General features: G+C 66.1%; 17 protein-coding genes. 4 read left to right on the top strand and 13 right to left on the bottom strand.

The annotated features are described in order from the left end of the window. Nucleotides 1–93 precede the first annotated feature (93 nt). The 6 genes from FJ490_RS10170 to FJ490_RS10145 all read right to left on the bottom strand — a co-directional run bounded on the left by FJ490_RS10170 (nt 94) and on the right by FJ490_RS10145 (nt 6,806). Entirely contained in the window at nt 94–975 is an 882-nt protein-coding gene (locus tag FJ490_RS10170) for an SMP-30/gluconolactonase/LRE family protein (protein ID WP_140728767.1), read from the bottom strand. Then, nucleotides 972–1,616, bottom strand: coding sequence for a 2-dehydro-3-deoxy-6-phosphogalactonate aldolase (locus FJ490_RS10165; RefSeq protein ID WP_140491649.1), 645 nt, complete (start codon nt 1,614–1,616; stop codon nt 972–974). The genes FJ490_RS10170 and FJ490_RS10165 overlap by 4 nt, the downstream gene beginning before the upstream one ends. Beyond that, a complete protein-coding gene (locus FJ490_RS10160) occupies nt 1,616–2,587 on the bottom strand; it encodes a 2-dehydro-3-deoxygalactonokinase (RefSeq protein WP_140728766.1) in 972 nt (323 codons plus the stop codon). The genes FJ490_RS10165 and FJ490_RS10160 overlap by 1 nt, the downstream gene beginning before the upstream one ends. Further along, entirely contained in the window at nt 2,584–3,351 is a 768-nt protein-coding gene (locus FJ490_RS10155) for an SDR family oxidoreductase (protein WP_140662524.1), read from the bottom strand. The genes FJ490_RS10160 and FJ490_RS10155 overlap by 4 nt, the downstream gene beginning before the upstream one ends. A gap of 155 nt (nt 3,352–3,506) precedes the next feature. Further along, a complete protein-coding gene (locus tag FJ490_RS10150; RefSeq protein WP_140491655.1) occupies nt 3,507–4,856 on the bottom strand; it encodes an EAL domain-containing protein in 1,350 nt (449 codons plus the stop codon). 153 nt (nt 4,857–5,009) lie between these two features. After that, on the bottom strand, nt 5,010–6,806 hold the full coding sequence (locus tag FJ490_RS10145; protein ID WP_140728765.1) for a GtrA family protein: 1,797 nt from the start codon (nt 6,804–6,806) through the stop codon (nt 5,010–5,012). A 162-nt stretch (nt 6,807–6,968) separates the two neighbouring features. Between FJ490_RS10145 and FJ490_RS10140 the strand changes: the two genes are divergently transcribed. The 4 genes from FJ490_RS10140 (at nt 6,969) to FJ490_RS10125 (ending at nt 11,092) form a co-directional block, all read left to right on the top strand. Further along, nucleotides 6,969–7,979, top strand: coding sequence for a glycosyltransferase (locus FJ490_RS10140; protein ID WP_140514184.1), 1,011 nt, complete (start codon nt 6,969–6,971; stop codon nt 7,977–7,979). 4 nt (nt 7,980–7,983) lie between these two features. Further along, nucleotides 7,984–8,358: a GtrA family protein gene (locus FJ490_RS10135; protein WP_140514183.1), complete on the top strand. Its 375-nt coding sequence runs from the start codon at nt 7,984–7,986 to the stop codon at nt 8,356–8,358. 73 nt (nt 8,359–8,431) lie between these two features. Then, nucleotides 8,432–9,373 carry a glutathione synthase gene (gene gshB / locus FJ490_RS10130; RefSeq protein ID WP_140728764.1) on the top strand — a complete coding sequence of 314 codons (942 nt, stop codon included), beginning with the start codon at nt 8,432–8,434 and terminating at the stop codon, nt 9,371–9,373. A gap of 186 nt (nt 9,374–9,559) precedes the next feature. After that, a complete protein-coding gene (locus FJ490_RS10125; protein WP_140728763.1) occupies nt 9,560–11,092 on the top strand; it encodes a YifB family Mg chelatase-like AAA ATPase in 1,533 nt (510 codons plus the stop codon). A 56-nt stretch (nt 11,093–11,148) separates the two neighbouring features. On the opposite strand, the gene FJ490_RS10120 is transcribed toward FJ490_RS10125, so the two are convergent. The 7 genes from FJ490_RS10120 to FJ490_RS10085 form a co-directional block, all read right to left on the bottom strand. Continuing rightward, nucleotides 11,149–13,320: a malate synthase G gene (locus tag FJ490_RS10120; protein WP_140728762.1), complete on the bottom strand. Its 2,172-nt coding sequence runs from the start codon at nt 13,318–13,320 to the stop codon at nt 11,149–11,151. 326 nt (nt 13,321–13,646) lie between these two features. Next, entirely contained in the window at nt 13,647–15,686 is a 2,040-nt protein-coding gene (locus tag FJ490_RS10110) for a hydantoinase/oxoprolinase family protein (protein ID WP_140728761.1), read from the bottom strand. 147 nt (nt 15,687–15,833) lie between these two features. After that, on the bottom strand, nt 15,834–16,460 hold the full coding sequence (locus FJ490_RS10105) for a CDGSH iron-sulfur domain-containing protein (RefSeq protein WP_140491673.1): 627 nt from the start codon (nt 16,458–16,460) through the stop codon (nt 15,834–15,836). A 107-nt stretch (nt 16,461–16,567) separates the two neighbouring features. Next, nucleotides 16,568–16,939 carry a hypothetical protein gene (locus tag FJ490_RS10100; RefSeq protein WP_140491675.1) on the bottom strand — a complete coding sequence of 124 codons (372 nt, stop codon included), beginning with the start codon at nt 16,937–16,939 and terminating at the stop codon, nt 16,568–16,570. A 115-nt stretch (nt 16,940–17,054) separates the two neighbouring features. Continuing rightward, nucleotides 17,055–17,411, bottom strand: coding sequence for a hypothetical protein (locus FJ490_RS10095; protein WP_140524348.1), 357 nt, complete (start codon nt 17,409–17,411; stop codon nt 17,055–17,057). A 48-nt stretch (nt 17,412–17,459) separates the two neighbouring features. After that, nucleotides 17,460–18,944: an aspartate aminotransferase family protein gene (locus FJ490_RS10090; RefSeq protein ID WP_140728760.1), complete on the bottom strand. Its 1,485-nt coding sequence runs from the start codon at nt 18,942–18,944 to the stop codon at nt 17,460–17,462. A gap of 12 nt (nt 18,945–18,956) precedes the next feature. Continuing rightward, a complete protein-coding gene (locus FJ490_RS10085) occupies nt 18,957–20,045 on the bottom strand; it encodes a pyridoxal-phosphate dependent enzyme (RefSeq protein ID WP_140728759.1) in 1,089 nt (362 codons plus the stop codon). Between the last annotated feature and the right edge of the window lie 106 nt (nt 20,046–20,151).

Raw genomic sequence — 20,151 nt, 5'->3', positions numbered from 1 at the left:
CGAATGATCCCGTCAGACGCGATGCATCAGGGTACCGAAACTTCAAGTCAGGCCGAGTCGAAAAGGCCGGCATCACCTGAATATAGAGGTGCCCTAGGCGATCAGCACTCGCGGCTCGAACCGGCCATTGACCTCGATGTCGAGGAGGAAGGTCATGCCGGCCTGCGGGTCGAGCTGGCGCTGCTTGTCGTCCTTGCCGTGCCAGGCCGAGGTAACCGCCAGCCGGCTGGCGTTCTTGCCGACAAAGGCCGGGCAGGAAGGCTGCGTCACCGGCATGGCGATCGTGCGCACCAGCTTGCCGTCCGGGGCGTAGCCCTTAACCACCTTGCCGCCCCAGACGGCATTCCACAGGATGCCGTCGCGGTCGAGCACGGAGCCGTCGACGAAGCCCTTGGCCGACCGGTGATCAACGAACAGCTTCGGCTCGCCCTCCGGTAGGCCGGTCGCCGGATCGCAGGCAACACGCATCAACAGGCCGGTCGAGGTGTCGGTGTAATAAGCGAGCGCGCCGTCCGCGGAAAAACAGATCGAGTTCGACACGGTGATATCGGAGAACAGCTTGCGCAATTCGCCCTTGAAGAACCAGTAGATCGCGCCGGCGCCCTTCTCCTCGCCCTTGCCCATCGTGCCGGTCCAAAGGGCGCCGCAGGGATGGACGCGGGAATCGTTGGAACGGGTGACCGGATTGTCGGCCTCGACAGGTGTGTGCAGCGTCATCCTGCCGGTGGCGACGTCGCGGACAAAAAGCCCGGTTTCGGTGGCGATCAGCTGGCGCTTGTCGTCGATGATGGCGATAGCGCTGGCCATCCGGCCAAGCTCGTGCACCTGGGCCGCGCCGCCGGACAGGCGCTTTTCCAGGAGATGGCCCTTGACGATGTCGAACCAGTAGAGCGTGTCTGTGGCGGGGTCGTAGCTCGGCCCCTCGCCGAGCTGGCAGACATGGTCGGAAAAAACCGAAACGATCGCTTCGCTCATCCTGCGTCTCCGCCGAACACCGCGTCCCAGGCCGTCACCGCCGCCTGGGCCCGCGCGGCCACGTCTTCGACGCTCATGCCCGGCTTGAACAGGCTGGAGCCAAGCCCGAAAACCGTGACGCCGGCCGCCTTGTAGCCGGCAAAGTCCTTCTCCGAGACGCCGCCGACCGCGCCGACCAATGTCGAAGCCGGCAGCACCGCGCGGATGGCGGAAATACCGGATGCGCCGAGCACGCTTGCCGGGAAGAATTTCAGCGCCGAGGCGCCGAGCCGGATCGCCAGGAAGGCCTCCGTGGGCGTGAACACGCCGGGCATGGTGACCATGCCGTATTGCATGGCGCGTTCCATCACCTCGGCATCGATATTGGGACTGACCAGCAGCCGGCCGCCGGCTTCGTGCAGGCCATCGACATCGGCTGGCGTCAGCACCGTGCCGGCACCGACCAGCGCGGCCGGCGGCAGTGCCTTGAGGATGGCGGCGATGGACGCGAATGGATCGGGTGAATTGAGCGGCACCTCGATCGCCTCGATGCCGGCATCGAAGACCGCCTGGCCGATCGCCACCGCCTCGGCAGGCTTGAGGCCGCGCAGGATGGCGACCAGCCCGCGCTTGAGCTTCGGGAACGCAGCGGTCTGGTTCATCAGGCAACTCCGGTTCTGGCGATCATGCCGTTTTCGCGCGCCGCCTCGACCAGGCCGGCGCGCACCGCCTCATCCGCGTCGACGGTCCGCACGCCAAGCCCGGCAAGGCCGAGCGCCTGCCGATAAAGCGCCGCAAGCGCGCCGGAGGCAATCAGCACCACCGATGTGGCGCCCGCGGCCTGGCGGCGCCTCGCCGAGGCGATCTCGCCGCCGATCAGCAGGCCCGACAGGCAGGCCGCGGCATCGTCGGCCTTCATGTCCTGGAGCAGACCGGCGGCGCGGATCGAGAACAGTTTTGCGGTGACGTCGGCACCTTCGGTCAACGCCGCACCACACCAGCGGCGGAAGAAAGGGTTCTGCGGGTCGACCGGCTTGGGATGCTCGCCGAGCGAATGGCGCAGGATCGAATGCGCGGCCAGCACCGAGAACAGCTCGCCGGTCGGCCATGTGCCGAAGCCGGCAACGGCGCCGTCCTCGACCAGAACCCATTTCGAATGGGTGCCCGGCATGCAGACGATTTCACGCCCCTTTGCCGGCAAACCGGCGCCGGCAAGCTGTGTCTCCTCGCCGCGCATGACGTCTGGCGCATCGGCCAGGCGTTGGGCAAGGCCGGGCACGATACGAATGTCGCGGCTCTCCCCCGGGATGCGGGCCGCGCCGGCCAGGATGGCGCCGATCGGCGCCGGCACGGTGACATAGGGCGCTTCGAGCCAGCCCTGGCGCGAGCCTGCCATGCCGCAGATGATGACGGGCAGCGTTTCCGGCGCGCCCATGGCGGCGAGATGACCCTCGAGAACCCGGGAAAAGCCCTTCTCGCGCGCGGTGATCAGTCCGTCGTCGCCGCGACGCTCGGCAAGCACCTTGCCGCCGCCGTCGATCAGCCAGGCACGAAGCCGGGTCGTGCCCCAATCGAGCGCCGCGACCGCCGGCACATTGCCGACAAATCGGGGGCCGGCAAACCCGGGGCTCACAGGAAACCTCCGTCGACGATCAGCATTTGCGCGGTCAGCATGCGCGAGGCGTCCGAGGCCAGGAACAGCACGGTGCCGACCAAATCGTCCGGCCGCATGACGTCCTTGATGCACTGCTTGGCGACATGAGAGGCAAGCGCCTGCTCCGTCACCCAGCGTTCCTGCTGCCGTTCCGTGATGACCCAGCCGGGCGCGACGGCGTTGACGCGGATACGGTCGGGCCCGAGCTTGCCGGCCAAACCCTTGGTGAGGCCGAGTATGCCCGCCTTGGCGGCGGTGTAGGCCGGCATGTCGGGGTGGTTGATCAGGTAGGAGGTCGAGGTGAAATTGATGATCGAGCCGCCGCCGGCCCGCTTCATGCCCGGCGCCACCGCCTGCGCGGTGAAGAAATGCGGTCTGAGGTTGATCGCCTGGTTGTTGTCCCAAAACTCCACCGTCACGTCTTCGACGGCGTGGCGTTCGTCCCAGGCGGCATTGTTGACCAGCACGGTGACGTCGCCATGCGCTTCGGCCGCCTTCGCGGCAGACGCCCGGAGCGCTTCGATGTCGCGCAGATCGGACTTGAGGTAGAGCGGCCGGCGGCCGAGCTCTTTCTCGATGCGGTCGGCAAGCGCGGTGCTGGGCTTGTCGGCGATGTCGACGAAGGCGACCTTGGCGCCCTGGCGCATGAAACCCTCGGTCAATGCCGCGCCGATGCCGGAGCCGCCGCCGGTGATCAGCACCGAAGCGCTTTCGAGGTCGGCAAAACGTGCCGATGGCATCATGGTTTTCGTCTCCCGGGTTGACCGGCGCGCATCCTAGCCAGACCGGTCCGGCGGGCAAGGGCGAAAAGACGGATTTTCCGGCTTATGTCTGACAAAAAGCCTGGAGGTCGCGCGCAGGCACGGCACGGCCTCGATCGAACGGGCCAATCGCCCGTTCAGATCGCCTTGGCGCGCAGGGCGCCGCGGAAGGAATCGCGGAGATAGCCGAGCGTGGCGTCGGCATCGGCCGGCTTGCCGAACAGATAGCCCTGCCCACCGGCGCAGCCGAACTGGACGAGCCGGTCGGCCTGCGCCTCTTCCTCGATGCCTTCGGCGACGACATCCATGCCGAGCCCTTCGCACATTGCGAGAATGGCGCGGATGATGTGCTCCGACGGGCGGTCATCGAGAATGGAGGAGACGAAGGCGCGGTCGATCTTCAACTTGTCGAAATGGAATTCGCGCAGCCGCCCGAGCGAGGACTGGCCGGTGCCGAAATCGTCGAGCGAGACGCGGATGCCGACGCGGCGCAGGTCCTCGACGATCTGCGCGGCCGAGGCCGGATCGTTCATCAGGCCGGTCTCGGTAATCTCGATCTCCAGCCGGCGCGGATCGAAGCCCGTACGGTCGAGGATCGCCAATATGTGCAGGCCGGTGTTCTGGTCGACGAGCTGCGAGGGCGACAGGTTGAACGACAGGAACAGGTCCTTCGGCCAGCTTCTCGCCGCCTCGGTCGCCTTGCGCAGCACTAGCTGCGACAGCGGGCCGATGATGCCGCGCTCCTCGGCGATCGGAATGAAGACGGTCGGCGGCACCGAGCCGAGATCGCGGTCGGTCCAGCGCGCCAGCGTCTCGAAGCCGATGGTGCGGCGCGTGGTGAGGTCGACGATCGGCTGGAAATGCGGCTCCACCTCGCCGGCCGAGACCGCGCGGCGCAGCGCCTGCTCGATGCGGGTGACGCGCTTGGCCGCCTCTTCCATTTCGCGGGTATAGACGACGACCCGGCCGCGGCCGGATCGCTTGGCATGGTAAAGCGCCGTTTCGGCCTTGTTGATGAGGATCTCGGTGGTCTCGTCGCCGGAATAGAACAGCGAACAGCCGACGGAGGCCGACAGCCTCGCCGTGCGTTCGCCGACATCATACGGGGCCGACAGGATTTCGATCAGCATGCGCGACTTTTCGGCCGCCGCCTCCTCGCTGAACACCAGCGGGTAGAGGAAGGCGAATTCGTCGGCGCCGATGCGGCAGACGGTGGAATGACCGTCCATCGAGGCGCGCAGCCGCATCGCCACCTGGATCAGGATGTCGTCGCCGGCCTTGTGGCCGAACAGATCGTTGATCGGCTTGAAGCCATCAAGGTCGAGAATGCCGACGGTGAAGGGCGCGGGATCGTCGGCACGGTCGCTGATCAGGCGATCGACCTTGTCGAAGAAGCGGCGATGGTTGCCAAGCCCGGTCAACGGATCGGTGAATGCCAGATCCGTGCTCTCCCTGTTTGCCTGACCGGTGCCAAACGAAGTTTGCATCGGTGTCCCTGTTTCTCGAAGTCGGAATTTATTTCCGAGACTGGCAGCAAACCCTTTAGGAAACGTATCGGAAAAATCGATTTTTCGCCGCTGGAGTGCGTTGCCCTCCGCAAAGCCGTCCGGGCTCAACGGCGTCGTCGCTCACGCGGATTCTCAGCCGGCGGGGCGAACGCGATAGAGCTCCAGCGGCGCGCCCTGGGTCTCCGCCACCGGTTCCAGCCAATCCGGCACGCTGCCATGCATCAACCCGGCCAGAAAGCCGTCAGGCGCCTTGGTTGCGAGAAGCCTGGTTTCGGGATTGCCGCGGCAGAGCGCGACAATCCCGACGCGATGGTTTGCCACGACGGCTTTCGCGTCAGTGGCCGAGCCCAGCAAGGCATCGAATACGAGCAGGTTTCCGGCGACGTTGCGGTGGTAGGGCCCAGCGAGCGCGCGATGACCGGTAAAGGCCAGGATCGGCGAGCCGAGATTGGAGATGGCCAGCACCGTGGTGTGAGGCATGCGGGCGAGCGCGGCGAACGAGGCCTTGCTGTTGCAAGGTGCATCGATGCCGGCGTCGGTGACGGCCGCACCGGTCTGGAAGGCGCTCGATGCCGCCTCGGCAGCGCTGGACCAAACCGCATTGACCGAGATCAGCCAGGCTGCGGCCATACGGAGCACGGAGCCACCGGACGGACTGTTTTCGGCGCGCTGCCGCCATTTGGCGATCCAGGCGCAAAGCGGGATCACCGCGAAGGCGATGGAGAAGGTCGAGCCGCGGACCTCCCAGGCACTGACCAGGAAAGCCATCACCAGCAGCGCGCCGACGAGACTGTCTTGCCGCCGCCAGCCGCCCTTGCCGAGGCGCAGCGCCATCAGGACGATCGCCACCAGCGGCGTCGCGAAGCGCGCCACCGCTCTGGCCGGATCGGCCGCGACGAGCTGGAATATCGACTGCGCTTCGTCGATATGACCGAGCCACATCTGCTGGAGGCGCGGGTCGAGGCCGGCATAGGGGGCAGCCAGGCATTGCGGGAACAGAAACATCACGACAAGGACAAGCACGAACGCCAGCAGGCCGAGCGAGGCCAGGCGACGGCCGTACGTCGCATTGGCGGCGCCCCATGAGGCGATGACCGCAAGGCCGGCGCCGGCAAGCGCGGCAACCACGAACTGCACGGTCGAGAAGGTGTCGCACTGGGTCTGCCCCCATGCCGACGCCGGTATGGTGGTGATGAAAACAAGGGCCGAGACGGCGGTAACGCCCAAGCCAAAATCCCTGGCGATCAGCCTTTCGCCGCCACCGCTGACGAGGAACAGCAGGGCGACGATGGCGCCCAGGGTTCCAGCATAGGGGGCGCTTTCCATGCCGATCGCCAATGCCAGCGTGGCGCACGCGCCGGCAAACAGGGCGGCTGTCCGGTGGCGAGGGGCTTCAAGCAGCAAAGCCAAGCCGGCCAAGGTCAGCATCAGCTGGACATTGTGGTGATCGAGCGCGCCGGGCGAGAAGATTCCGAGATAATACAAGGCCGCTCCGCCGACCACCGCGGCGGGCAGGACCGCGTGCTCGCCAGCGAAAGCGCGCGCGGCGCGCATGATGGAGAACAGCGCGAGCCAGAATTGCAGGAGAGGCCAAAGCACCTGCACGACCTGCTCGCCCAAAGCGGCACTGCCCGTCAGGGCCGACAGGGCAAGCATGCCGAGCGCCAGCGGGGCGTCGAGCAGCCGCGACCAGTGCATGACGAAGCCACCCTCCAGCCCCATCCTGTACTGGTGCAGGTCGAACCAGCCCTGGCCGGCCAGGAGGTCGCGAACCTCCACCAGTTGCAGCAGGCTGTCATTGTCGCCGGCCGGGTTGGCCAGTTGCGGGAATCCGGCATAGAGATCGAGCGCCAGCAGCAGCAAGGCGGCAAGCAACGCAAACGCTATGTCGGACTTCCAGGTGGAAGCGCCGTTGCTGGCTGTGCTCATCCCATCGCCCCTGGCAGGAATGCCGGGCTTTTTCGGCCAATCGACACTCGTAAAGTCGGCCTTAAACCTAGCCTTAACGGCTTCAATAAATAGTAAAACCGCCTGAACGCGCCTGACTTTCGGCGCGAACCGCGCGTGGCGGCGAGGCACCCGGAGAGGAAAATGCCGCAAGAGCTTCGCTACGAACCCGCCATCGCCGTGCTGCTGCCTTGCTACAACGAGGAATTGACGATCGCCGAGGTGGTGCGGCGCTTCCGCGAGACGCTGCCTTTGGCGACGGTCTATGTCTACGACAACAATTCGCGCGACCTGACCGCGCTCAGGGCCCGCGCCGCCGGCGCCATCGTGGTGCGCGAACCGCGCCAGGGCAAGGGCAATGTGGTGCGGCGCATGTTCGCCGACATCGACGCCGACATTTACCTGATGGCCGACGGCGACGGCACCTATGCGCCGGAAGACGCGCCGCAATTGATCAACACGCTTCTGACCGAGCGCTCCGACATGGCGGTGGGCACCCGGCGCGGCGTCACCGACGATGCCGGCAGGACTGGCCATGCCTTCGGCAACCGCGTCTTCAACAGCCTCTATAAAGGGCTGTTCGGCAGCGATTTCACCGACATCTTCTCGGGCTACCGCGTCTTCACCCGGCGCTTCGTCAAGAGCTTCCCGGCCGTCTCCGGCGGCTTCGAGATCGAGACCGAAATGTCGGTGCATGCCTCGCAGCTCAAATTGCCCGTCAGCGAGATCGCGCTCGATTACGGCAAGCGGCCGGACGGCTCGTCGTCGAAGCTTTCGACGTTTCGCGACGGCGCCAGGATCCTTTGGATGTTCGCCATGCTGATGAAGGAAACGCAACCGCTGCGTTTCTTCGGCGCCTTCGCCCTGGTCTTCCTGGCGTCGAGCCTGTTCCTGATGGCGCCGGTGCTGGTCGAATTCGCCGAGACCGGGCTGGTGCCGCGCATGCCGACATGGGTGCTGTCGGTCGGCCTGCTCTTGCTCTCGATGCTGGCTGGTGTGACTGGGGTGATCCTCGATTCGGTGTCGCGCGGCCGCGCCGAACAGAAGCGCATCTTCTACCTGTCGATGCCTTCGGGCCGCATAGAGCGGCGCGAGCGCGCCAGCGAGCCGACTGCCGCGAAGGCCGGCCCAGGCAAGACGCCTCGCGCCGCATGAAGCGGTGAGCCGTCTTATCCGCTTCCTCTTTGCCGGCGGCATCGGCTTCGTCGCCGACGCGGCCGCCCTCTGGCTGCTGCTTGCCGTCACGCCGCTCGGCCCTTTCAGCGCCCGCATGCTGTCCATCGGCTTTGCACTCTGCGTCACCTGGCAGATAAACCGGCATCTGACCTTCTCGCCGTCGAGCCGCGGCTTGGTGCGGGAAGGTGCCCGCTATGGCAGCATCGGCATAGCCACCAGCATCGCCAACTATCTGGTCTACTGCGCCATCCTTGTCGTCCTGCCGACAACCCCGCCATTGGCCGCCCTTGCTTTCGCTTCGCTGGCCGCCATGGCGCTGTCCTTTCTCGGCTATTCCAGGCTGGTCTTCGACCGCTAGAGGCGTGGCCCGATTGGCAGAAGGCGCCGGGACCCCTATATCGCTCTCTCATCGACCGTGCTGGGGACCTGCCATGAAGCTGAAAATCGCCGTCCAGATGGACCACATCTCCACCGTGTCGATCGCCGGAGACACTTCTTTCGCGCTGTCGCTGGAGGCGCAGCGGCGCGGCCATCAGCTCTACCACTACACGCCCGACCGGCTGTCGCTGCGCGACGGCAAAGTGTTCGCCCGCACCGAGGAGATGCAGGTACGCGACGAGAAGGGCAGCCACTATTCGCTGGGGGAGAAGGTGCGAACCGACCTGTCGGAGATGGACGTGATCCTGCTGAGACAGGATCCGCCCTTCGACATGAACTACATCACCACCACGCACATACTGGAGCGCATCCACCCCAGGACGCTGGTGGTCAACGACCCGGCCTGGGTGCGCAACAGCCCGGAAAAGATCTTCGTCACCGAGTTTTCCGACCTGATGCCGGAAACGCTGATCACCAAGGATCCCCAGGAGGTCGCCGCCTTCCGCAAGGAATTCGGCGACATCATCGTCAAGCCGCTCTACGGCAATGGCGGCGCGGGTATCTTCCATCTGCTGGAGGCCGACCGCAACCTCGCCTCGCTGCTCGAAATGTTCGGCCAGTTGTTCCGTGAGCCCTACATCGTGCAGCGTTACCTGAAGGATGTGCGCAAGGGCGACAAGCGCATCATCCTGATCGACGGCGAGCCGGTCGGGGCGATCAACCGGGTGCCGGCCGAGCACGATTCCCGCTCCAACATGCATGTCGGCGGCCGCGCCGAGAAGACGGAGCTGACCGAGCGCGAGCGCGAGATCTGCGCCCGCATCGGGCCGGCACTGAGGGAACGCGGCTTCATCCTCGTCGGCATCGACGTCATCGGCGACTATATGACCGAGATCAACGTGACCTCGCCGACCGGCGTGCGCGAAGTCAAACGCTTCGGCGGCGCCGACATCGCCAGCCTGTTCTGGGACGCGGTGGAGGCCAAGCGGAAATAGCCGTTTTCACTTTGTATTAACCATGTTCCGTTTTTTGCAACCGGAGACAATCGCGCCGCAACTTAAGCGATTGCGTGTTCCTGTAATGTTCTTGATTTGGCCGAGGAACTGTGATTGTCTCCGGCCCAGGCCCTTCGCGGCCTGATTGCAAAAAGCTTGGGGCAAGCCCAGATCCGGGGGCAAGACATGGTGGCGCGGGTTCGCACGGTTGCTTTCCAGGGCATCGAGGCCGTGCCGGTCGACGTGCAGGTGATGATCGCGCCCGGCAAGGTCAACATGCACATCGTTGGCCTGGCCGACAAAGCGGTGGCCGAAAGCCGCGAACGGGTGCAGGCGGCACTGCATGCTTCCGGCCTGTCGATGCCGTCCAAGAAGGTCACTGTCAACCTAGCGCCCGCCGACCTGCCCAAGGAGGGCAGCCACTACGATTTGCCGATCGCGCTCGGCCTGATGGCGGCGCTTGGCGCCATTCCGGGCGACATGCTGGCCGGCTATGTCGTGCTTGGCGAACTATCGCTCGACGGCACTATCGCCGCCGTCGCCGGCGCCTTGCCGGCCGCGATTGGGGCCAATTCTGAAGGCAAGGGCCTGATCTGCCCCTTCGCCTGCGGCCCGGAAGCCGCCTGGGCCGGCAAGGACTTTGACATACTCGCGCCGCGCAGCCTGATTGCCATCGCCAATCATTTCCGCGGCACGCAGGTGCTGTCCCGGCCGGAGGCCGGCATCCATGCCGCGGCGCGCGACCTGCCCGATCTTGCCGATATCAAGGGCCAGGAAACCGCCAAACGAGCGCTGGAGGTGGCGGCGGCCGGTGGGCACAACCTGCTGATGGTCGGCCCGCCCGGATCGGGAAAATCGATGCTGGCGCAGCGGCTGCCGTCGATCCTACCGCCGCTGGCGCCGAAGGAATTGCTCGAAGTGTCGATGATCGCCTCCGTCGCCGGCGAGCTCGGCGAAGGCAAGCTGACCGACCGGCGGCCGTTCCGCGCGCCGCACCATTCGGCCTCGATGGCGGCGATGGTCGGCGGCGGCATCCGGGCGCGGCCGGGCGAAGTGTCGCTTGCGCACCACGGCGTGCTGTTCCTCGACGAATTTCCCGAATTCACGCCGCAGACGCTCGACGCGTTGCGCCAGCCATTGGAGACCGGCGACTGCATGATCGCGCGGGCCAATCACCGCGTCACCTATCCGGCGCGCATCCAGCTTGTGGCGGCGATGAACCCGTGCCGATGCGGCATGGCCGGCGAACCGGGCTATCGCTGCTTGCGCGGCGATCGCTGCCGCACCGACTACCAGGCCCGCATCTCGGGCCCGCTGCTCGACCGCATCGATCTCAGAATCGAGGTGCCGGCGGTCTCGGCCAGCGACCTGATCCGGCCCGACCGGGCGGAGAAGAGCGCGGACGTGGCGCTGCGCGTGGCGCGTGCCCGCGCCCTCCAGCGCGAGCGCTTCGAACGGCTCGGCGTCACCAGCGCCGCCACGAATGCGCATTGCGCGCCCGCGGTCATCGAGGAGATCGCCATGCCCGACGCATCGGGCCTGTCGCTGCTCAAGGAGGCCAGCGAAAAGCTCGGCTTCTCGGCGCGGGCCTATCACCGCGTGCTGAAGGTGGCGAGAACACTGGCCGATCTCGACGCCAGCGAGACCGTCGGCCGCATTCATCTCGCCGAAGCGATCTCCTACCGGATGAGTTCGGAGCGGGTGGCACAGGCGGCGTAGTTCGCGCTGCTTCGAGAGGAGGGAAACGGAACGCCTGCCGGCTTCAACTCTCCGGTTCAGGCCGCTCCCTTCGCCTTCAGTTCCAGCCTCCGCGCGTGCAGCACCGGCTCGGTATAGCCGTTGGGCTGGATGCGGCCCTTGAAGACGAGGTCGCAGGCGGCCTGGAAGGCGACGGAGCCGTCGAAATCGGCGGCCATCGGCTGGTAAAGCGGGTCGCCTTGGTTCTGCTGGTCGACGATATCAGCCATGCGCCTCATCGTTTCCATCACCTGGTCGGCCGTGCAGACGCCATGGTGCAGCCAGTTGGCGATGTGCTGCGAGGAGATGCGCAGCGTGGCGCGGTCCTCCATCAGGCCGACATCGTTGATATCTGGCACTTTCGAGCAGCCGACGCCCTGGTCGATCCAGCGCACGACATAGCCCAGAATGCCTTGCGCATTGTTGTCGAGTTCCGCCTGGATGTCGGCCGGAGACCAGTTGGGCCGCACCGCGACCGGCACCGACAGGATGTCGTCGAGCTTGGCCTTCGGCCGGCTCTTCAGCGCCGCCTGGACGGCGTGGACATCGACCTTGTGATAGTGGGTGGCGTGCAGCGTCGCCGCAGTCGGCGAAGGCACCCAGGCGGTGTTGGCGCCGGCCCTGGGGTGGGCGATCTTCTCGGTGAGCATCGCCGCCATCAAATCGGGCATCGCCCACATGCCCTTGCCGATCTGGGCATGGCCGGCAAGCCCGCATTTCAGCCCGGTGTCGACATTCCAGGCCTCGTAGGCGGAAATCCAGGCGGCCTGCTTCATGTCGCCCTTGCGGATCATCGGGCCGGCTTCCATCGAGGTGTGGATCTCGTCGCCGGTGCGGTCGAGGAAGCCGGTGTTGATGAACACGACGCGCTCTTTGGCGGCGCGGATCGCCTCCTTGAGGTTGACGGTGGTGCGCCGCTCCTCGTCCATGATGCCCATCTTGATGGTATTCTGGTCCATACCGAGCAGGGCCTCGACGCGATCGAAGATCTCGACGGCGAAGGCGACTTCCTCGGGTCCATGCATCTTGGGTTTCACGACATACATCGAGCCGGCGCGGGAATTGGCGCGGCGGCCGTTCGGCCCGATATCGTGCAGCGCGATCAGCGCGGTCAGCGCGGTGTCCATGATGCCTTCCGGCACCTCGTTGCCGTCTCGGTCCGTTATCGCCGGATTGGTCATGAGGTGGCCGACATTCCTGACCAGCATCAGCGAGCGGCCGGGCAGCGTCACCGTGCCACCATTGGGCGAGGTATAGGACCGATCGGGGTTGAGCTTGCGGACAAAGGTCCGGCCGCCCTTGGTGATCTCTTCGGCCAGGTCGCCTTTCATCAGGCCGAGCCAGTTGCGGTAGACGACGACCTTGTCCTGCGCATCCACCGCCGCGACCGAATCCTCGCAGTCCTGGATGGTGGTCAGCGCCGATTCCAGGATGATGTCGGCGATGCCGGCCGGATCGGTACGGCCGATCTGGTTATCGCGGTCGATCAGGATCTCGATATGCAGGCCGTTGCTGACCAGCAGCACGGCTTGCGGGTTGGCGGCATCGCCGCGATAGGCGACGAACTGCCTGACATCGGCAAGCGTGGTCGAGCCGGCGCCGGCGCTGAGCCGCAGCGCGCCATTGGCCAGCGAAAGGCCGTTGACGCCGGCCCATTTGCCCGATGTGAGCGGCACCGACTGGTCGAGAAAGTCCTTGGCCCAGGCGACGACTTTCGCACCGCGCGCGGGGTTGAAGCCCTTGCCCTTCCCGGCGCCGTCCGTCTCGGGAATCGCGTCGGTGCCGTAAAGCGCATCATAGAGCGAGCCCCAGCGGGCATTGGCGGCGTTGAGCGCATAGCGCGCATTCATCACCGGCACCACAAGCTGCGGCCCGGCGACGACGGCGATCTCGGGATCGACCTTTTCGGTCGTCACCGAGAAGGACGGGCCTTCGGGGACGAGATAGCCGATCTCCTTCAGGAAGGTTTTGTAGGCTTCCATGTCGACCGGCGCGCCATTGGCGCGATACCAGTCATCGAGCTTTTCCTGGATAGCGTCGCGCTTTGCCAGCAGTGCCCGGTTCTTCGGCGCGAGGTCGTGGACGATGGCCGAAAAGCCGTTCCAGAATTTGTCCGGATCGATGCCGGTGCCCGGAGCGGCCTCGTTGACAACGAAGTCATGAAGTTCGCGGGCGATCCGCAATCCGGCGATTTCGACGCGATCGGTCATCAGGCTGCTCCAGATGAAAGGCTTTCGCGGGCCTTTGGCATGTTGGGAGTGCAGGGTCAATTCAGCTTAGGGTGAAGGCAAGGCAGGTAGGCGCGGTTTTTAGGCTTGGTGCCGGCGGCGACGCTGCCAATCTCCCCCCAAGTGGGGGAGATGCCCGGCAGGGCAGAGGGGGGCGCGAAGGAATGCCGACCTCGGCAAGTTTCGGTATTTCGTGCAGTCGGTCGACGTCGAGTATGAGCGGGCGCTGCTCCGAGACGCTGGCGGGACAGCGCCCCCCTCTGGCCTGCCGGCCATCTCCCCCACAAGGGGGGAGATTACACCCTCCATCACACCGCGATCCGTGGCCTGCCCGAAGCCACCGCCACCACATGTGCCTCGATGAACATACGCTGGGCTTCGACGGTGGAGACGCGGAATTCGGTTGCGACGTCGATCTCGGCGCTGTCAGTGCCGGCATCCCTGGCGCGCTGCGCAGCGATGCTGCGCACATCGGCCTCGGCGGCCGCGATCGCCGCCGCCTCGTCGAGGAAATCGCGCACGGTTTCGCCCGAGGCAAGACGGAACAGACCTTCCTTGGGTTGGCTGACGCGCGCCTCCGCCGATACCCGGACCTGGCCGACAACGGCGCCGAGCGCGTTGGCGACATCGGTGTCATCAGGCACCACGCAGTCATTGCCGACCAATGGCGGCAGTCCGGCATAGTGCAGCGGCGCGGAGGCACCGAGGCCGATCACCGGCCGGTCGAGCGCGACGCTCAGGCGCGCAATGCCGGGATGCGCGTCGACGGCGCGCTGCACCAGCGCATGCGCGACGGTGGACGCACCGTCGAGCCCGTCCTCGGCGAAGGCGGTTTGGAGGATATATTCGGCCGACCAGCGCGTCAGCGCCGCCAGCACGCGCTCCGAAATCGCCTCGGGAGAGGCCGCGATCGCCTGGCCGCGGCCGTCGCGCTTGCGGGCAAACAGCTCTGCGCCGAGGCGAGCGGCGGCAGCATCCCAGTTCGCCTGCTTGCCAAGCACATGCGCCGCATCCGACGGCGTGAAACCTGAAATGTGCACCAGCCCGCGCGACACCAGGCGGTTCAGGGTAGCGTTCTGGGCATTCGAGGTCAAAAGCCTGTCGAGGGGCAAGGGCATTGCGCCGATCGCTTCATAGAGCCTTGCTTCCGGAGCGGTCAGCCCGGCGGCAAGACGGTCGGGCACGCCGGTGCGCACCGCGAAACGGCCGTCCATGCGGCCGGTGTTCGGCGCGCGCAGCTGGCGCTCGAGTTCCGCCAGAACGGCCTCGCGATGCACCATGCCGGCCAGCGCCAGCGGCACCAGCCGGCGCGGTCCGAGCAGGAGCCTGGGGTTGAGAGCGCCGTCTTCCAACGCCACTTCGGAATCGCCGCCGAGGCCGAAGGTGCGCATGGCGACGGCCTCGACCATGGTGCGAAAGCCGCCGACGGTGGCGCCTTCCGGATCGAGCCGCGGCCGTCCCTTGTCGAGCACGGCAACATCGGTGGTGGTGCCGCCGATGTCGGAAACCACCGCGTTTTCCAATCCGGTCATGTGGTGCGCGCCGACCAGGCTGGCGGCCGGGCCGGAGAGAATGGTCTCGATCGGCCGCTGGCGGGCGAACGCCGCCGACACCAGCGCACCGTCGCCGCGCACCACCATCAGGGGCGCCGCGATGCCGCGCGCCTCGAGAAAGCCTTCGGTCGCCGCCACCAGCCGGTCGATCATCGAGATCAGCCGGGCGTTGAGCAGCGTCGTCAGCGCCCGGCGCGGACCGCCTAGCTTGGCCGACAATTCATGGCTAGCGGTGACCGGCAGGCCGGTTTTCTCCCGGATCAGCTCGCGGGCGGCGATCTCGTGCGCCGGGTTGCGGGTGGCGAAATAGGCGCAGACGGCAAAGCCCGAGACCGAGCCGCCGAGTTCGGGCAGCGCCGCCTCGAGGCCGGACAGATCGAGCTTGGCGGTATTGCCGTGCACATCGTGGCCGCCGGGGCAGAACACGACCGGATCGGTGCCCAATGCCGCCTTCAGCCCATCGCGGGCAAGGTCCGCCTCGGAAAAGCCGATCATGATCAGCGCGACGCGGCCGCCCTGGCCCTCGACCAGCGCGTTGGTGGCAAGCGTCGTCGACATGGAGACAAGCTTGATGGCGGCCGGATCGGTGACCGCTTTTTCCAGAACCGCGTCGACGGCGCCGGAAATGCCAACGGCGAGATCGTGCCTGGTGGTCAGAGCCTTGGCCTTGGCCAGCACCTTTCCCTTGTTCGGCCCGCTCTGCGGGCCTTCGGTTTCAGACCACAGCACGGCATCGGTGTAGGTGCCGCCGGTGTCGATGCCGAGGAAAAGAGGTTTTGGCTTGGTCTTGGTCATGTCTGATGATGGCCCGAGCAGATAGGAAAATGCTTCTCGCCCTTAACCTATAGCGGCCGGACGATAAAGCTGAGAGCGCTGGGCCACGGGAGGGGTTCGATCTCCCCCACGAGGGGGGAGATTGGCAGCTTCAATGGCAGGGGCAACCTACCCCACGAACCCAACCTTTTTATGCGACCCATCGCAATACGGCTTGTTCGCCGAATGGCCGCAGCGGCATAGGAAGGCGCGTTGCGTGCGGTCGACCGTGTGGCCGGTGCCGGTGACGATTTCGACATTGCCTTCGAGCTTGAGCGGCCCGTCTTTCGTCGGCGTAACCTTGAGTGGCCCGTCGCGCGCGTCCAGCGCCGGCGTGTCCTTCAGCGCCGGCTCGCCGGTGGCGGCAAACCCTGATTTGTTGTGGCTGCCGTCGCAGAACGGCTTGTTCTGCGACGCGCCGCAGCGGCAGAGCGTGGCGCGGTGTAACGTCTCGCCGTCGAGCATAATCTCGGCGTGGACGGCCAGCGGGCCGTTTTCCCTGATGCGCACGGTGTTGACCACCGGCGGCCTTTCCTGCGGCCCGCCATCCTTCCTGACATAGGTAATGGCGCCTGACGGGCAGCTTTCGGCAATGGCGACGATCTTCTCGACGCTGGCCGCGTCGGGATGGATCCACTCTCCCGGCGCGTTCGGCACGAAGACATGCGGATCGCCCAGCACGCAATTGCGCGAATGGATGCAGCGCCGGCCGGCAAAGCCGACGTCTATCTTCTCGCCCTCGACCGGACCTGCCATCGCCTTGCTCCTGTTGCCTGACGCACGCCGCCTGGATGCGGCGTGCTTTGGGTGCTGTTCTTGCAGGCTATGCCCCAGGCAGGAAAAGCGTCAAGCTGGCAAGCCGGTCAGGGAACCAGTTCGATCTCCTCGGTCTCGCCGCCGCTGCAGGTATAGCAGCAATCGTCGCATTTTTCCTTGTCGCCGGGGCCGACGCCCCAATAGGTGCCTTCGTCGCCGTCGACCCAGGCGCCGTAGCAGATCGATTCGCCCTCGTCGCAGGAGACCGGCAATTGCCTGGTCTCGCCGTCATCGAGGTAGAAATCCTTGCCGTTGCCCGGCCACACATAGTCGCGGTCCTGGCTGTAGAGCTCGAGGCGCATGGCATTGGGATGGCTGTTCTTGATGGCGAAGGTGACGTCGCCGGCATGGGCCGATGGCACCAGCAGCATGGCAAGAGACAGCGCGGCCAGCGAGCGGCGCGCATAGGCGTAGAACATGATATCCCCCAAAAATAAACGGCCCACCCGGCCGCCTTGCGGGCATTGCACGGGGCGAGCGATCGCTAAAGGGGGCGACCGCGACAATCCCGGACTAATTTTGGGGAGATTGGCGCTACTCCACCAGGTCGACGGTCTCGGTCGAATGGTGCACGCAGATGAAACAGCAATCGTCGCAGGGCCGGTCGTTGTCCGGGCCGACGCCGGCCGAGATGGCGTCATTGCCGTTGACCCACGCGCCGTAGCAGATGCGTTCGCCCTCATTGCACGAAATCGGCACCGATTTGCGTGAGCCGGGATCGATCAGGAACACCTTGTCGTCGCCCGGCCAGACCGTTTCGCGGTCGCGGCTGAACAGTTCGACCGCAACGGCCTGCCCGCGCTGGTTCTTGACGAAGAAAGCCATGTCGGCAGCCCCAGCCGAGGTGGTGAAAACCAATGCCGCGAGTGTGGCCGCGCGAAAGAGCGTCACGATTGGACCTTTCGAATCATGCCAGCAGACTCGCATGGCCGCCGCGAACTAGGAAGCCGCCTCCGCCGCGATCTGGCGTCCCAGCCGCAGCGTTTCCCGCACCAGCAGATGAAGATCGTCGCGCCGGGTCCGGTGGTTGGTGATCGCCACGCGCAGGCAATGCTGGCCTTGCACCGTCGTGTCCGACAGTGCCGCAATGCCTTGTTCCTGCAAACGCAGCATGATCTCCGTGTTGAACCGCTTAAGCTCCTCGCCGGACGCCCCGGCAAGCCGATGCCGGAAGCAGACGATGTTGATCGTGGTCGGCGCCATCAGCACCAGCGACGGCTCGTCCTCGATCAGTCCGGCGAGATAGGCCGCTTGCGCGATGTTCTGATCGATCAGGCGGCCGAATTTGTCGACGCCATGCTCCTTCAGCGCCATCCATACTTTGAGCGCGCGAAAGCCGCGCGACGTCTGCAAGCCGTAGTCGTGCAGCCATTCGCCGGAGGCGAGACCACGCGGCGTCGATTCCAGATATTCGGGGGTCACGGCGAAGGTACGGCGATGCGCGAGGGCGTCCCTGACCAGGGCGCAGCCGGCCTCGAACGGCGCGTGCAGCCATTTGTGCGGATCGAGCGCGATCGAATCGGCCCATTCGATGCCGGCGACGCGATGGGCGTTCTGCGGAGCGATGGCGACCAGGGCGCCGATGCAGCCATCGACATGGAACCAGAGCTCTTCCTCATGCGCCAGCTTGGCAAGCGCCCGCAGGTCGTCGATCGCTCCGGTGTTGACGGTGCCGGCATTGCCGATGACGCAGGCCGGTTTGAAGCCCGCCTGACGATCCTCGGCAATTGCCGCCCGCAAGGCGGCGATGTCGATGCGCAGCCCGGAATCGGTCGGTATTCGCCGCAAGGCCCGGTTGCCGAGGCCGAGCGCCTCCATGGCCTTGCGGTGACAGGAATGGAGTTGGTCCGAGCCATAATAGCGCAGGGGCTTCTCGATGGCGGCAACGCCGTGCTCGCGCACGTCGATGCCGGCCTTGACGTTGCGCGCCACCGTCAGCCCGATCATGTTTGCCATCGAACCGCCGCTGACCAGCGTGCCGCTGGCCGAGACGGGAAACCCCAGCATTTGCTTGCACCAGTTGACGACCTGACAGTCCATCAGCCCGGCGGCATGGTTGCCGCCGCCGAGGTTGGAACCCTGGATCGCCGCCAGGAAATCGCCGAGCGCGCCGGTGAAGTTGCTCGAGCCCATGTACCAGGCCCAGAAGCGAGGATGGATGTTGCCCATCGGGTATGACATCACGGTGCGGGAGACCTCGCCATAGACGGCGGCCAGCCGCGCCGGCGTTCGCGGCAGGGGTGCGGCGAAGACCTCCCTCACGTCAGCCGGCACCTCCCGCCAGACCGGGCGGTCGCGCACGGCGCGCAGATAGTCGACGGCATCGTCGATGACCCGGTGCGACAGGGCCTGCACATCGGCCCAGTCCAGGGGGTCAAGCGTCTCCTCGGCCACAGTGCCAAGGGTTTCCTGCGCGACGTCCATGACAGCCTCCCGTCAAGTCGCCGGGAACTGGCAGCCGGGCGTCGAGCGCGACAGCGCCGTCTCGTCGGCGTCCATCTCGGCATCGATGCCATCGAACAGCGGCGTCGTCATGTAGCGTTCTCCGGTGTCGGGCAGCATGCACAGGATCACCGATCCGGCCGGCGCCTCCTCGGCGACCTGCCGCGCGACGGCGAAGGTGGCGCCGCCGGAAATGCCGGTGAAGATGCCTTCCTTCTGCGCCAGCGCCTTGGCCCATTTGATGCCTTCGGGCCCGGCGATCGGCATCACCTCGTCATAGAGGCCGGCATCGACCGCTTCCTGCAGCACGTTGGGGATGAAATCAGGCGTCCAGCCCTGGATCGGATGCGGCTCGAAGGCCGGGTGGCTGGCGGCGGGCGCCCCGTCGGCACCGCGCTGCTGCGCCTTGCGGCTGCCGATGAGCTGGGCGTTGGCCGGCTCGGACAGGATGATACGGACATCCGGCCGCTCACGGCGCAGCACGCGCGCCACGCCGACGACGGTGCCGCCAGTGCCGTAGCCGGTGACGAAGCAATCGAGCCGCGAGCCGGCGAAATCATTGATGATCTCGCGCGCCGTCGTCGTCTCGTGGATGGCGGCGTTGGCCCTGGTTTCGAACTGTCGCGCCAGGAACCAGCCATTGGCCTCGGCCAGCTCCACGGCCTTCTTGTACATGCCGAACCCCTTTTCGGCGCGCGGCGTCAGCACCACCTTGGCACCCAGCATGCGCATCAGCTTGCGGCGCTCGACGGAAAAACTGTCGGCCATGGTGACGACCAGCGGATAGGCTTTCTGCGCGCAGACCATGGCGAGCCCGATGCCGGTGTTGCCGCTGGTGGCCTCGACGATGGTCTGGCCCGGCTTCAACGCGCCGCTGCGCTCGCCCTCCTCGATGATGTTGAGCGCCAGCCGGTCCTTCACCGAGGCAGCCGGGTTGAAGAACTCGGCCTTGACGTAGATCGTCGCGTGGGCCGGGCCAAGATTGTTGATGCGGATGACCGGCGTGTCGCCGACCGTGTCCAAAATGCTGTCGAACAGGCGGCCGCGGCCGGCCGTGGTTCTGATTCTTGCTTGCTGCAACATATCTGTCTCCTCGTCTGTGTTGGTACCTTACGGTCACGGGCCGGTTACAAACCGGCGGCTTGGGCGGCGAGGTTTCGAGACCTTGCCGCGCTAGGGTCGCTCGACG

The organism is Mesorhizobium sp. B2-5-11 (assembly GCF_006440835.1).
In the GTDB taxonomy this organism is placed as follows: domain Bacteria; phylum Pseudomonadota; class Alphaproteobacteria; order Rhizobiales; family Rhizobiaceae; genus Mesorhizobium.
The sequence above is the reverse complement of the archived record's forward strand: the minus strand, read 5'-3'. Positions and strand labels throughout refer to the sequence as shown.

Bases quoted from the DNA above. Each gene is read 5' to 3' on its own strand.
- FJ490_RS10100 (WP_140491675.1), bottom strand. From the start codon at position 16,939: ATGTTCTACGCCTATGCGCGCCGCTCGCTGGCCGCGCTGTCTCTTGCC.
- FJ490_RS10140 (WP_140514184.1), top strand. From the start codon at position 6,969: ATGCCGCAAGAGCTTCGCTACGAACCCGCCATCGCCGTGCTGCTGCCT.
- FJ490_RS10170 (WP_140728767.1), bottom strand. From the start codon at position 975: ATGAGCGAAGCGATCGTTTCGGTTTTTTCCGACCATGTCTGCCAGCTC.
- FJ490_RS10125 (WP_140728763.1), top strand. From the start codon at position 9,560: ATGGTGGCGCGGGTTCGCACGGTTGCTTTCCAGGGCATCGAGGCCGTG.
- FJ490_RS10145 (WP_140728765.1), bottom strand. From the start codon at position 6,806: ATGAGCACAGCCAGCAACGGCGCTTCCACCTGGAAGTCCGACATAGCG.
- FJ490_RS10165 (WP_140491649.1), bottom strand. From the start codon at position 1,616: ATGAACCAGACCGCTGCGTTCCCGAAGCTCAAGCGCGGGCTGGTCGCC.
- FJ490_RS10085 (WP_140728759.1), bottom strand. From the start codon at position 20,045: ATGTTGCAGCAAGCAAGAATCAGAACCACGGCCGGCCGCGGCCGCCTG.
- FJ490_RS10155 (WP_140662524.1), bottom strand. From the start codon at position 3,351: ATGATGCCATCGGCACGTTTTGCCGACCTCGAAAGCGCTTCGGTGCTG.
- FJ490_RS10110 (WP_140728761.1), bottom strand. From the start codon at position 15,686: ATGACCAAGACCAAGCCAAAACCTCTTTTCCTCGGCATCGACACCGGC.
- gshB (WP_140728764.1), top strand. From the start codon at position 8,432: ATGAAGCTGAAAATCGCCGTCCAGATGGACCACATCTCCACCGTGTCG.
- FJ490_RS10105 (WP_140491673.1), bottom strand. From the start codon at position 16,460: ATGGCAGGTCCGGTCGAGGGCGAGAAGATAGACGTCGGCTTTGCCGGC.
- FJ490_RS10150 (WP_140491655.1), bottom strand. From the start codon at position 4,856: ATGCAAACTTCGTTTGGCACCGGTCAGGCAAACAGGGAGAGCACGGAT.
- FJ490_RS10090 (WP_140728760.1), bottom strand. From the start codon at position 18,944: ATGGACGTCGCGCAGGAAACCCTTGGCACTGTGGCCGAGGAGACGCTT.
- FJ490_RS10120 (WP_140728762.1), bottom strand. From the start codon at position 13,320: ATGACCGATCGCGTCGAAATCGCCGGATTGCGGATCGCCCGCGAACTT.